The sequence below is a fragment of the Neptuniibacter sp. QD48_11 genome (assembly GCF_047778095.1).
In the GTDB taxonomy this organism is placed as follows: domain Bacteria; phylum Pseudomonadota; class Gammaproteobacteria; order Pseudomonadales; family Balneatricaceae; genus Neptuniibacter.
In genome coordinates this window covers 1,011,743-1,025,701 of sequence record NZ_CP180551.1, presented here as the reverse complement: position 1 = coordinate 1,025,701, position 13,959 = coordinate 1,011,743, and the positions used below count along the sequence as shown (strand labels likewise).

9 protein-coding genes are annotated in these 13,959 nt (G+C 44.6%); 8 read left to right on the top strand and 1 reads right to left on the bottom strand.

Translation table 11 applies throughout. The features are described 5' to 3' along the window. Positions 1–398 precede the first annotated feature (398 nt). Positions 399–1,016, bottom strand: a complete 618-nt coding sequence (locus ACMXYU_RS04570; RefSeq protein ID WP_415900413.1) for a LysE family translocator — start codon at positions 1,014–1,016, stop codon at positions 399–401. Between the two features lie 194 nt (positions 1,017–1,210). Between ACMXYU_RS04570 and ACMXYU_RS04565 the strand changes: the two genes are divergently transcribed. The 8 genes from ACMXYU_RS04565 to ACMXYU_RS04530 all read left to right on the top strand — a co-directional run bounded on the left by ACMXYU_RS04565 (position 1,211) and on the right by ACMXYU_RS04530 (position 13,764). After that, positions 1,211–2,293, top strand: a complete 1,083-nt coding sequence (locus tag ACMXYU_RS04565) for an efflux RND transporter periplasmic adaptor subunit (RefSeq protein WP_415900412.1) — start codon at positions 1,211–1,213, stop codon at positions 2,291–2,293. A gap of 2 nt (positions 2,294–2,295) precedes the next feature. Then, entirely contained in the window at positions 2,296–5,346 is a 3,051-nt protein-coding gene (locus tag ACMXYU_RS04560; protein WP_415900411.1) for an efflux RND transporter permease subunit, read from the top strand. Positions 5,347–5,360: 14 nt separating this feature from the next. Next, positions 5,361–6,641 carry a TolC family outer membrane protein gene (locus tag ACMXYU_RS04555; protein WP_415900410.1) on the top strand — a complete coding sequence of 427 codons (1,281 nt, stop codon included), beginning with the start codon at positions 5,361–5,363 and terminating at the stop codon, positions 6,639–6,641. A 191-nt stretch (positions 6,642–6,832) separates the two neighbouring features. Further along, a complete protein-coding gene (locus ACMXYU_RS04550; RefSeq protein WP_415900409.1) occupies positions 6,833–7,921 on the top strand; it encodes an efflux RND transporter periplasmic adaptor subunit in 1,089 nt (362 codons plus the stop codon). Between the two features lie 3 nt (positions 7,922–7,924). After that, on the top strand, positions 7,925–11,062 hold the full coding sequence (locus ACMXYU_RS04545; protein WP_415900408.1) for an efflux RND transporter permease subunit: 3,138 nt from the start codon (positions 7,925–7,927) through the stop codon (positions 11,060–11,062). Beyond that, positions 11,059–11,298 (top strand): hypothetical protein, encoded by a 240-nt coding sequence (locus ACMXYU_RS04540; protein ID WP_415900407.1) that lies wholly within the window; start codon positions 11,059–11,061, stop codon positions 11,296–11,298. The genes ACMXYU_RS04545 and ACMXYU_RS04540 overlap by 4 nt, the downstream gene beginning before the upstream one ends. A 126-nt stretch (positions 11,299–11,424) precedes the next feature. Continuing rightward, positions 11,425–12,606 carry a diguanylate cyclase domain-containing protein gene (locus ACMXYU_RS04535; RefSeq protein ID WP_415900406.1) on the top strand — a complete coding sequence of 394 codons (1,182 nt, stop codon included), beginning with the start codon at positions 11,425–11,427 and terminating at the stop codon, positions 12,604–12,606. A 102-nt stretch (positions 12,607–12,708) separates the two neighbouring features. Next, entirely contained in the window at positions 12,709–13,764 is a 1,056-nt protein-coding gene (locus tag ACMXYU_RS04530; protein WP_415900405.1) for a DUF3549 family protein, read from the top strand. The last annotated feature ends 195 nt before the right edge of the window (positions 13,765–13,959 follow it).

The window sequence follows — 13,959 nt, the reverse complement described above, 5'->3', positions numbered from 1 at the left end:
CACATCCAAAACAATAACCACTATTGAACACTTGTTCAAGTTAAAAATAAACAAATCCTCAATAAGTTAAATTTGTAGGGTTAATGCTAGCTAAATGCAGAACGCATAAGAGCATCCATATATGGCCTTTTAGTATTTACATGACTTTGCAGTCTAGAAGGCCTATGCAAAGTCACGCTTAATTATGATTTCAACAGTACGGGGGAAATCTTTTCAGAGCTTATGATGGAGAATAATAAGCTGCCTTGAGAAGAAAAAGAGCTTGGATAATGATCATCAGAAATACAGCGAGCTGTTTAAACCAAACAACTCTTATCACTCAACATTTAACTATAAGTGATATAAATATATCCTAAGCGCTCGCTGCTTAAATCAGCTGAACGCTTAATTAAAAGCGGTTAGCCCCTATCACTAAACGCCAATTTAACCCCTAAAAGAGCAAAGCTCCCTGCAAATAACTTTTGCATCATCTGGCTGATTGTTTCAGAGCCCACAACAAATTCGCTAAAGCGCCCTGCCAAAAAGCCATAAATCACAAAAACCGCAAAGGTCATCAGCATAAAGATAAGACCCAGCACAAACATGCTCATCAGTGGCGAACCAACTTCAGGTGAGACAAATTGTGGTAAAAAGGCGAGAAAGAAGATCGACAGCTTAGGATTTAAGATATTGATTAAAAAACCTTTTATAGCAATAACACTATATTTAGCTTCTTTCTCTTTCTGATCTAATGCAAGAGATGACGATGAACGCCACATCGACCAAGCCAAATACAGAAGATAGGCTACGCCAACAAACTTAACGATCTGAAAGGCAATAGCGCTAGCATGAAAGATTGCTGCCAATCCTAAAATACTTGCTAAAAGCGATGGCACAATACCGATCGTACATCCTAATGCCGCAAACAAGCTTGCACGTTTACCTATAAATAACCCGGTAGCCACAGTGTATAAAACACCTGTTCCGGGAATAAGTACTACGATAAGAGAGGTGATTAAAAACTCGAGTGAGATCATTTAGCAACACCAATTAAATCTGTTTAGCTTGCTCAGGATCATACGCGCTAAAAGCAATCAAACGCAATTGAACGCTATACATCACGAATCTCGAATTTTACTTTTCAATTCTTTACACATTATTACATTGTTAACTGAAAACAGATCTTTAGAATAGGCTTTCCCTACTTCTAAAGACTAAGATCGGACTTTCTATGTTTAAGAAAAATTATCTGGCTGTATTTATGCTTTGTGTGGCTGCTTTTCAAGTCAACGCTCAGGGTATGCCTGCTGAGGTAGTGACAGTCAAAACTCAAACACTGGATAAGAAGATCTCTGCCATTGGAACACTCCAAGCCAATGAATCTATTATGCTTCGCCCTGAACAAGGCGGTCGTATAGAAAAGATTCTATTTAGAGAGGGTCAGCAAGTAGAACAAGGAACCCCGCTATTTAAGCTAGATAGCTCCATCTATGTAGCTGAACTAAAAGAGGCACAAGCACGTGTCCAGTTAAGCCGAACAGATTATGACCGTGCTCGTAGCCTGTTGAAGAAAAAAGTGGGTTCGGTACAAGAACGTGACAGCAGCTTAGCCCAACTTCGTGTCGACCAAGCTCAGGAAGCCTTAGCGCAAGCGCGTTTAGATAAAATGACCTTAAACGCTCCCTTTACCGGTTTTACCGGCTTGCGTTTGGTAAGCCCTGGCGATTATGTCAATCAGGGTGAAGACCTGGTCGAGCTTACTGATTTAAGCACAATGAAGTTAGATTTCCGTGTGCCTGAGATTTATCTGTCCGAGCTACAACCAGGCCGTCAACTTAACATCAAAGTCGATGCCTTACCGGGTGAACAAATCGCAGGCGAGGTATACGCGGTTTCCCCAAGCTCTGACAGCAGCGCTCACAATATTCAGGTACGTGCGCAAATTCCAAATAATGAAGGCAAATTACGTCCAGGCCTTTTTGCGCAAGTAGACCTACTAGTTGACCAACAAACAACCGTGGTAATCCCTGAGCAAGCCATCATTCCAAAAGATGGCGGCTTTTTCGTGATGACCGTTCAAGAAGGTAAAGTGGCGATGGCTCCAGTTACTTTGGGACAACGCCGCCCGGGTATTGTGCAAATCACAGCTGGCCTTGAAGAAGGTTCAGTTTTGATTACTGCTGGGCAAATTAAACTGTTCCCGGGCATGCCTGTGACACCGATCTTTACCGATGGCACACAGCCAGCTAAAGCTGAACCGGCCCAAGAAGAAGCACAGGCTCAAGAAAATAAAACAGCAGGACAGGATAAATAATTATGATTCTGTCTGAAATCAGTATTAAACGCCCCGTACTAGCGACGGTAATGAGCATACTGGTCCTACTGGTAGGTCTACTTGCTTATGATCGATTAACCGTTCGAGAGTACCCAAAAATCGATCTACCGGTAATTACGGTTGAAACTACCTACCCCGGCGCAAGTGCATCGATTATCGAAACCCAGGTTACTCAAATCATAGAAGACTCCCTCTCCGGTATTGAGGGGATCGACTTTATGAACTCGATTAGCCGAACAGAAAATTCGCAGATTAGTATCACTTTCAAAATCGATCGCGATCCTGATTCTGCCGCTGCGGATGTTCGAGATCGCGTAAGTCGCGTAATTGGCCAACTACCAGATGATGTTGACCCACCGGTAGTTGCGAAGACAGAAGCCGATGCCCAACCTATTATCTGGCTTGCCTTCAACTCTGATCGCCATAACATCATGGAAGTATCAGATATCGCCGATCAGCAGGTAAAAGATCAGCTACAAACCGTCTCAGGTGTAGCTAATGTCATGATCTTCGGTGAACGAAAATATGCGATGCGTATTTGGCTAAATCCTGCTCGCATGGCTGCATTCAAGGTTATTCCTAGAGATATCGAAGAAACACTTAGCCGTCAAAACATTGAGATTCCTGCGGGTCGTATCGAAAGTAAAGAACGTGAGTTCACTCTACTTGCAAGAACAGACGTTAACGATATAGAAGCCTTTAAACAGCTAATTATTCGTAATGAAAATGGCTACCCTGTTCGAATTCAAGATGTAGCACGGGTTGAAATCGCACCGGAAAACGTTAGACGTATCACCCGTTATAAAGGAGAAAGTGCGGTTGCGCTGGGTGTGGTAAAACAATCCACAGCAAATCCTCTAGATGTATCTTCAGGTATTCGCGACAAATTAGACAAACTCCGTCCGACATTGCCAGAAGGGATGAATGTAGAGGTGGCTTATGACTCCTCGATCTTTATCGATGAGTCCATTCAATCGGTATATACCACGCTGATCCAAGCGGGTATTTTGGTTGTTCTGGTACTATTTTTCTTCCTTCGCAATATCCGAGCAACCCTGATTCCGGTGGTTACTATCCCACTCTCGTTGGTGGGTGCATTTGCGATGATGTACTGGATGGATTTCAGTATTAATACATTGACCCTACTCGCACTGGTCTTAGCGATCGGTTTGGTTGTGGATGATGCCATCGTAATGCTGGAAAACATCTATCGACATGTTGAAGCGGGTGAAACGCCTATTCAAGCGGCCTTTAAGGGTGCAAAAGAGATCGGTTTCGCAGTGTTAGCAACAACAGTGGTGCTGGTTGCCGTATTTGCACCTGTTGCCTTTTCTGAAGGGCGAACAGGCAAGTTATTTACAGAATTCGCCCTGACACTTGCCGGCGCGGTGGTTGTTTCAACCTTTGTGGCTTTGACCCTATCGCCGATGATGTCGTCGAGATTGCTAAAACATGAAACGCGACACAGTGCGATTTTTAATCTGATAGAAAGCTTCCTTCAAAGCATTACCAATCGCTATCAGGCATTGCTAAATAAACTGCTAAGCTCTCGCCTACTCGCAATCGTCATTATGGCGGCGAGTTTTGGTGGCGCAGCTTACTTTTATACCCAGTTACCTCAGGAACTGGCACCTTATGAAGATAGAGGCACGATTCTGAACTTTGCTATCGCTCCAGATGGTGCATCCGTCGATTATATTGATCGTTACACACGCCAAATCGAAGCAACGATCAGCCAAACCCCAGAAACAGTTCGCTATTTTGCGGTGGTCGGTTTCCCATCTGAAACCAATGCTATGGTATTCCAAGGTTTAGAACGCTGGGAAGATCGTGATCGTAAACAGCAAGCGATTGGCCAAGAGCAAACACCAAAGCTCTATGGCGGTATTCCAGGTATTATGAGTTTCTCTCTCAACTTACCGTCTTTGGGTCAAAGCTTTATTTCACGCCCGGTCGAATTTATCGTTAAAACCAATGGTACTTATGACGACCTGAAAGTGATCACCGATCAGTTAATGGCGAAAATCCACAGTAATAAAGGCTTTGCCCAACCGGATTCCGACCTTAAGCTGAATAAGCCGGAATTCCAGATCGATGTGAAACGCGATAAGTTATCTGAGATGTCCGTCGATGTCGCTGATCTGGGTCGAACCCTAGAAAGTTACATGGCTGGCCGCGAAGTAACTCGCTTTAAACGCGCCGGTGAACAGTACGAAGTTATCGTAAAGGTTGATGATCAACAGCGCCGTGACCCAAGCGACCTAACCGATCTATACATGCGTAATCAAAACGGCGAAATGGTTCAGTTCTCAAACCTTGTAGAACTACGTGAAAGCGTTGCACCACGTGAACTTAATCACTTTGATAAAGTGAAGGCGGTAAAAATACAAACCCAGCTTGCTCCTGGTTACAGCCTAGGTGAAGCGCTCAACTTCCTTGAGCAAAGTCTGCAAGAGATCGCGCCACAGGCAACCTATGATTACACCGGGCCTTCGCGAGAATTCAAGAAGTCTAGCAGCAGCATGCAGGTGACATTTGCACTGGCATTGATTGTCGTATTCCTAGTACTAGCTGCTCAGTTTGAAAGCTTTAAAAATCCGATGATTATTATGCTATCGGTTCCACCTGCGGTGTTTGGTGCACTTTTTGCGCTACATTTCAGTGGAGGCTCTCTCAGCGTATACAGCCAAATAGGTCTGATTACCCTTGTTGGACTAGTCACTAAACATGGTATTCTGATCGTTGAGTTTGCAAATCAGCTACAAGATCAAGGGCGAGACCTACGCAGCGCAATCATAGAAGCGGCATCTTTGCGTTTACGCCCTATACTGATGACGACAGGCGCAACAGTATTAGGTGCTGTACCTTTAGCAATTGCTATGGGCGCAGGTGCTGAATCGCGCCATCAGATTGGCTGGGTTATTGTTGGCGGTATGACATTCGGAACGTTATTGACCCTTTTTGTCATTCCTACCGTATATAGTTACTTAGGTAAGCGAACTTTCAAGGAAGTTCAGCCAGAACAAGTTTAAGGATATTTAAGTTTATGAATATAAAGCAGCTTTTTCAGGTTTCATGCCTTTCTCTAGCTGTCAGCAGCGTTTCTGCAGGTGAATTAGCAGATATCTACCAACTCGCTTTGGCTAATGATCCACAGTTAAAAGCAGCGCAAGCTTCATTTAACGCTGGCAAAGAGATCGAAATCCAAAACCGCTCTAGCTTATTGCCTAATGTGAACTTGAGCGCCAACACAACAACGATTGATTCCGATACAGCTGATTATAACAACCACGGCTATACCCTATCCCTAAGCCAACCGGTATTTAATGCGGCTGCTTGGTTTACCTTCAAACAGGGCCAAGTGATCTCAGAACAAGCCGCACTACAGTTTGAACTGGAACAGCAAACACTGATCAACCGTACTGTAGAAGCTTACCTTGGTGTGCTAAGGGCGAAAAGCGACCTACAAACATCTGAAGCTCAAGAACGCGCAATTAAACGCCGCTTAGATCAAGTTAATGCTCAATATGATGTCGGCTTAATCGCCAATACCGATGTACAAGAGGCTCAGGCTTCATACGACAATGCTCGTGTAGCCCGTATTGCCGCTGAAGGTAATTTAGAAAATAGTTACGAAGCCTTAGAGCGCTTAACAGGCCAAGGATTTGATACCGTTGGTCAATTGTCTGAAGAGTACCCAATTGAAGAACCGGTCCCTGTTCAAGCCCAACCTTGGTTAGAAAAAGCTTGGCAAGGCAACTTGGCGCTTCAACTTGCAGATCGCTCATCTGAAGCAGCACGCCAAGCAGCAAAGGCTGGTCGTGCAGGTCACTATCCAACGCTGAACCTGACAGCTAGTTATGATTACGATAATGGTACTGCGATCAACGATGACAGTACTGATACATCTTCAATCGGCCTAACTCTGTCAGTACCAATCTACTCCGGCGGCTCAGTGAGTTCACGCAGCCGCGAGCTGGAACAGCGCTTAATTGAAAACCAGTTTAACCGTGAAGATACACTTCGCGAAGTGACTCAAACGACTCGAAGCCTTTTACGTAATTTACGTACCGGCGCTTTAAGCGTTCAAGCGCTAAACCAAAGTATTAAATCTAGCCAAACCGCTTTAGAAGCGACTGAAGAGGGTTACAAAGTAGGTACGCGTAATGTTGTAGATGTATTGCAAGCCGAGCAGCAGCTTTATGCAGCGCAACGCGATTACGCAAATGCCCGTTTCGACTTTGTACAGAACCTCATCACCTTCAAACAGCAGTTAGGCACCCTAAACCCTGAAGATATAAACGAACTCGACAGCTGGCTGCAGTAAGCAGCTATGACAATAACGGGTGCTTAGGCACCCGTTATTCGTTAAGGGAATGTATGGGTAAGTAGGTATTTAATCTATTCAGTATTTATAGATATAGTTAGTTATATTCATAAAAAGCTGCTATCTAATTAAAGCGCATCTAATTTAATCCGATTTATACCTAGGATTAACGTTTCTCAAAGGAGCTTGTTTTGAAACAGATCATTTTAGCCACTCTTCTAACTGCTTTGGCTGCCACTTCACTGACCGTTAATGCCAACGAGAAACCTTTACCTGCGGTATTAGTACACGAGGTTCAAACGTCGGATTTGACCCCAACCTTTAAACTGGTTGGACGGATTGAGGCAACTCAACGCGTTAACTTATTGGCCCGTGTATCTGGATTTCTAGAAGATCGCCTATTTACTGAAGGTCGTGATGTTGAAGCCGATCAAGTGCTTTTTAAAGTAGAAAAAGCAAACTATGAAATCGCGCTGAAACAAGCTGAAGCAGATCTAGCCTCCGCTAGAGCGGGGTTAAAAAACGCGCAAACTAATCTCAATCGCGTAAGCCAACTGCGAAAACGCAAGGCGGCTTCGCAATCCCAGTTCGATCAGGCTGTAGCAGACCGTGATCAATCCCGTGCGCAAGTTTTAAAAGCAGAAGCGGGATTAAAGAAAGCAGAACTAAACCTGAGTTATACAGAGATCAAAGCTCCGTTTGGTGGCCGTATCGGTAAAGCGAACTTTTCAGTAGGCGATCTGATAAGCCCTGAAAGTGGTGTGCTAGCTACAGTAGTAAAAATCGATGAAGTCTATGTCGAGATGGCAGTGAGTGAAAAGCTGATGCTGGATGCGCGCCGCAAAGGGATCGATTTGGATAATCCCCCGGTCGCACCTCGTCTAATTTTGTCCGATGGTAGTGTGTATGAGCAGCAAGGCCGCTTCGACTTTATTTCACCTGAAGTCGACCCTAATACAGATACAATCACCCTACGTGCAAGCTTCGCAAACCCCAAATACTTGTTATTGCCAGGTGAGTTTGTTCACGTAGAGATTAAGCGCAAACAACCAGAGATAGGTATCCAAATACCGCAATCTGCCGTACAACATGACCGTGATGGTTATTTTGTACTCGAAGTAGATCAACAAGATAAGGTAAGTGTTACTCGAGTCGAGATGGGACCCCAAGTAGAAGGTCAATGGCAAGTACTTAACGGCCTAGATGAAGGTGATCTAATCATCACCGAAGGACTGCAGAAGGTTAAACCAGGCATTCAAGTTAATGCAGTAGCGGAGTAAGCCATGTTCTCGATCTTCTTTATCAATCGGCCTAAGTTTGCTCTGGTCATCTCCATTGTGTTGATGATTGCCGGTGCTTTGGCGATATACGGCCTACCCGTAGCTCAGTTCCCTGATATCACGCCGCCAAAGGTACAAGTCAAAGCGAAGTATCCTGGGGCTAACGCAGAAGTGGTGGAGCAAGCAGTAGCGACCCCTATTGAGGCCCAAGTTAATGGCGTGGACAACATGCTGTATATGTCCTCCACCTCAGCTAATGATGGTAGTTACACGCTGGATATCACGTTTGCTGTAGGTACGGACCCAGACCAAGCGGCCATCAATGTACAAAACCGTGTGGCTTTAGCCGAAGCGTCTTTACCGCAAGAAGTTGTTCGACAAGGGGTCACGACTAAGAAACAAGCAACTAACATGTTGCTGGTGATTAACCTCTACTCTCCTGAAAACACATATGACGAGCTGTTTTTAAGTAACTACGCCACACTTTATGTGCAAGATGCTTTGGCGCGAATTAATGGTGTTGGCTCGGCATCACAGTTCAGCCCGATGGATTACGGTATGCGAGTGTGGTTAGACCCTAACCGCCTCAAGGCATTAGGGCTCTCACCTAAGGATGTCAGCAACGCCATCTCACAACAAAATATCCAAGCGTCTGTAGGTATTATTGGACAGCCACCTCTTACGCAAAATCAGCAGTTCCAATATAACCTGCGCGCTAAAGGCCGCTTAGAATCAGTTGAAGAGTTTGAAAACATCATCCTTCGCACAGGCGAAAACGGTGCTTCTGTTCGCCTTCGTGATGTAGCCCGAGTAGAACTTGGCTCGCAAAGCTACAGTGCGTCCTCAATTATGAATGGCAACCCTGCAGCCACTGTTGCGATCTATCAAAGCCCAGGAGCGAACGCACTTGAGGTGGCTGACAATGTATACGCTGAACTAGAGCGTCTAAGTGAGCGTTTTCCTGATGATATGGAATACGCAATTCTCTATGACACAACGCTTTCAGTAAAAGCATCACTACAAGAAGTAGTCGAGACTCTATTTATTACCTTTGGTCTTGTAGTACTGGTAACATTCCTGTTCCTTGCCGATTGGCGCGCAACACTCATACCCTCAGCCACAATTCCTGTATCGTTGATTGCCACCTTTGCCGTGCTTTCGATACTTGGTTTTAGCATCAATACCATCTCCCTTTTCGCCTTAATTCTGGCAATAGGTATCGTGGTTGATGATGCCATTGTTGTGGTTGAAAACGTTAAACGCCATATGCAAGAAGGCTTATCAGCTAAAGAAGCAACTGCTGTCTCAATGAAAGAGGTCATCGGGCCCGTCATTGCGACCACTCTTGTACTCTTAGCAGTATTTGTTCCGGTTGCCTTTATGCCAGGTATAACAGGTAAGCTATATACAGAGTTTGCAGTAACCATCTCGGTTGCGGTGTGTTTCTCATCCCTAAATGCACTGACCTTATCCCCTGCGCTTTGCTCCCTTCTGTTAAAACCGGCGACTGAACCGACTGGCTTGTTCAAAAAGTTCGATCAGCTAATCGACTGGACCCGTCGAGGCTACGTGAACAAAGTTAACTTTTTGAACAAGCGCTTACTGTTAAGTATGGGTTTGATGGCAGCAATGGGCGGCGGTGTTTACCATATGTTCACCACAACCCCGACCAGCTTCTTGCCTTATGAAGACAATGGTGCCTTTTTTGTTAACGTTCAGCTTCCTGATGGTGCATCACTCAACCGTACCGACGAGATAGTCGCCCAGATTGACAAAATCCTCGAAGAACAACCGGGTGTAGAAAACCGTATTGGCATTAAAGGCTTTAGTATCTTAGGTGGCGCGGCACCAAATGCTGCACTAGCAATTCCAGTGCTTACCCACTGGGATGAACGTACTGCACCGGAAATGGCTTGGTACAAAATTCTAAGAGAACTCAATCAGAAATTAGCGACGATCCCAGGCGCAAATATTATGGCCTTCCCTACTCCACCAATTCCGGGTTTGGGTAATGCCGCAGGTCTAGAGGCAATTCTGTTGGATCTTAAAAATGGATCGCCTCAGGAACTTGCTCGCGCTACAAATTCGCTCATCTTCGCAGCGAACCAAAAGGCCGAGTTTGACCGAGTTTACTCCACCTACTCTGCTAATGTTCCACAACTGGAGCTGGTAGTAGATCGTGATAAAGCGCTCTCTTTGGGCGTTTCGATGAGTGACTTATTCAGCACATTGCAATCTCAGCTTGGTACTCAGTATGTAAACGATTTCAATATTTTCGGGCGCAACTACCGGGTTATGCTACAAGCTGATGCTGAATTCCGTGACAATATTGACGATCTAAATAGCCTTAATGTTAAGAGCAACCAAGGCCATTTAGTGCCGATAAGCGCACTTGTCGAAGTAAAACCGGTACTGGGCCCACAATCTTTAACGCGCTACAACCAATCACGTTCAGCTTCGTTGACTGCAACCCTCGCTCCCGGCATGGCGACAGGTGACGGTATTAAGTTGATGGAACAACTAGCCAAAGAAACTTTGCCTGATGGTTATGTTCTTGAATGGACAGGTAGTACTCAACAAGAGCAAGAAGCCGGCGGTTTTGTAATCATCATCATCTCGCTAGCTATCCTATTCGCTTACCTATTCTTAGTCGCTCAATACGAAAGCTGGACTATTCCGGTTGCGGTGATGCTATCTATTACTGTCGCCATTTTAGGTGCGATTCTGCCGCTATGGCTGATCCCAGGTTTGACCAACAACCTGTATGCCCAGATCGGCATGGTTATGCTGATTGGTCTTGCGAGTAAGTCTGCTATCTTGATTGTGGAATTTGCTAAGCAATTGCGTGAAGAAGGCAAAGGTATTATCGAGGCGGCTAATGAAGCAGCTAACTTACGCTATCGTGCTGTATTGATGACCGCTTTCTCCTTTATCTTAGGTGTAATGCCTTTGCTAACGGCTTCTGGTGCAGGTGCTGCTAGCCGAATATCCATAGGGTTTGTTGTGTTTGGCGGTATGCTTCTAGCAACAGTCATCGGTATATTCTTTATTCCTGCTCTATTTGTAGCGATGCAAACTTTACGTGAAAAAGTTAAAAGGAAATCTGCTTCAGACAATGCCCAATCAGGAGACTCAGTATGAAAAAGTTAATTTTGATGAGCATTGCTGCACTGATGTTAGCCGGCTGTCAATCCCAGCCATCTATGCCAGAGGGAGCTTTGGTTTGCGAAGATCCTCGACCGCAGATGTGTACCATGGATTACACACCAGCCTGCGGACATCACTCAGATGGTACAACCAAAACTTATTCCAACAGCTGTTCTGCTTGTGCGAAGCCTGAAGTTAGCTTCGTTGTCGCGGGTGAATGTAAACAATAAACGATCAATTGTTGGGTGAGTATGCTCCGCTTACTCACCCAATCTCTATTTCTTTCCCTCAATCCCGAATAAATCAAAATCAACTAGACTGTTAATTGTTATTCACCACATGACTGGCGAAAAGACATGGAACAGCGGGAATCAGGCTTTAGATTCTTTTTCTACCTAATTGGCTTCAGCGCTATCTTTCTAGCGTTTATCTACACTTCGGTTTTTTCCTACCAGCAATATGCCAGTTTACGCGCCGAATTAACCACTGCCAGCAGCAATAACGACATTCAACTACGCGCCGCTATGGCGATGCGCGCAGCCGTCAGAGAAAGAGCTATCTTGCTTTGGCAGATGACCTTACTTGAAACGCCAGAAGAGCGGAAACAGCTGTTCAATACGTTTTACAGTCAGGGAAGTGAATACCACAAATCACGTTTAACTTTGTTGAATACAGACTTGGATCACCCCGAGCAGATCATCATTACAAAACTAGACAAAGAAGCTGCTAACAGAGCGCCTGAGTTGAGAACGTTTTCTGAACTACTCAACAACAATCGAGTTCAAGATTTTAGATCTGAGCTAGGTAAAGTACTGAAAGACAAAACGACCATTGCAGGACTTCTAGATCGTTTTATTAGTTTACAACAAGCTCAAAATGAAGAGATCTGGCAAGATTCATCTCACAAAATGGAAGTCTTACTCTCCAAACTCATCGTTAGAATGGTATTGATCATACTGGGAGGTTTCTTATTTGCTGTCTATGTCATGGCCACGACTTCGAAACAGAACAAACTGATCCGAATAGCCAATCAAGAACTTCGTCATTTAGCCTGTCATGACAATTTAACTGGCCTTCCTAACCGTAGGTTTTTACTCCATCAACTTGATATTGTGCTCGCTGCGGCTAAACGTAAACAACATAAGGTTGCCATCATCTTTATTGATCTGGATGATTTTAAGCCGATTAATGATACCTACGGCCATGATATCGGCGATCAATGTTTGCAGGACATATCCAATCGCATATCTAAAGTAATCCGCGGCTCAGATATGTTAGGTCGATTAGGCGGCGATGAATTCTTACTAATTCTGTCTGAAATTGAATCCTCAACCCAAGCCATTGCAGTGATTCAAAAGATACTAACCATTATCAATGAAGACATACCCATTGAGAGCAGCACTGCTAATCTATCGGCCAGCATCGGCCTTTATATCTACGCTTTAGAAGATATAAACGCAGAGGAGGCGATTACTTTGGCGGATAAAGCGATGTATCAAGCCAAAAAAATGGGTAAAAATCAGTTTTACATTATCTAACTCACTGTATTAATTCTATCTAAAGAATGAGCACTTCTGGTCTATATTGATACCCACTCCAGAACTGCTAAAATTGCGGGCCTGATTCCTAAGGTGCCCATCATGTCTGATATCTCTTCACTATCTCAACTTCTTCGCCAAAGTCGCGGTCAGGTCCGTTTTTTCGATATGGGCCGTCGTGTACAAAAACTTTCGACTGAACAGTTTGAAAAGATAGAGAACCAGCAGACACCTTATCCTTATCCATATTTACAGCACGCATGGATAGCCTTAATGGTCTGGAATCCTAAAAACAAAGAACAAGGCGCGGCTTGGTTTTTAAAGCTACCTTTAGATGAGCAAGGCTTTCTGATCCAAGCTGTACGTGATGATCTACTTAGCCGTCTACTTAAAAACGCTGGTGGCATCCTACAACATGAGAAAACGGGTGAGATGCCAGAGGATGCTTTGAAAGATAATCCTTTTTCTTTCAAACCTGACCAGGAAAAAATGGCTCTGTTCCATGCCTATTCTACGCTAGCCTCAAGCGAACCTGCTTCACAATACTATGAACATGCAGAACAGTATTTTGCAGGGCAAATCGGTTTTGATAACTGGCAATCCCTCGGTTATCAAGGTATCGCTGATCTGGTTGTTCGCCACGAGAAAAGTAACAACAGTAAACTGTTAACTAAAGCCATCCCGCTTCTACCCGATGTGCCATTCGAAGTGCTATGTACCTGCATAGAAAGCATCGAGCCGGACCACCAGCTATTTGAAGCCCTGAGCTTACGTGCCGAACAAACTCTAGAACGTGGGACAGCGAACGCCAATCACATTGCAGCTATTACCCGTGGCATCTCAAATGCGCGCAATACACCTAGAAAACAAGAGATCATCAATAAGATCTTACAGAGTGATTATGCCCTAGAAGCAGAAGTGATCGTCTCGATTGCAACTCGCTGCCACGAAGCACTTCAAGAACCAGCAACACTGCACTTATTCTTAGAAAAGCTCGCAATAGGTAAAGCAGGCCAAGCAGGCTTCTCTCGTGTGCTATCGGACTTGATGTTTATGCCAGCGTTACGTGCACTGATCCTGATGCAATTCCGTAACGAAGAGCGCAGTGAAGCGCTTAGCCAAGCGATTGGCGAGATGTTTGGCGCTAACTTTAAGTAATATTTCCACGGCTGGAATGACCTATCTTCTACTAAGGTGCTCCAGCCGCCCTTCTCCTTCCTAATATTTCTTTATTTTTCATAAAGCTATCTTCAATTCAAGCTGCAGAGTCTGATTTCCTTTCTATACTGAAATTACGACCACTCCGAAAATGTACCAATGCGTTTTAAATCATGTTTACTCGAGTGGGAATAC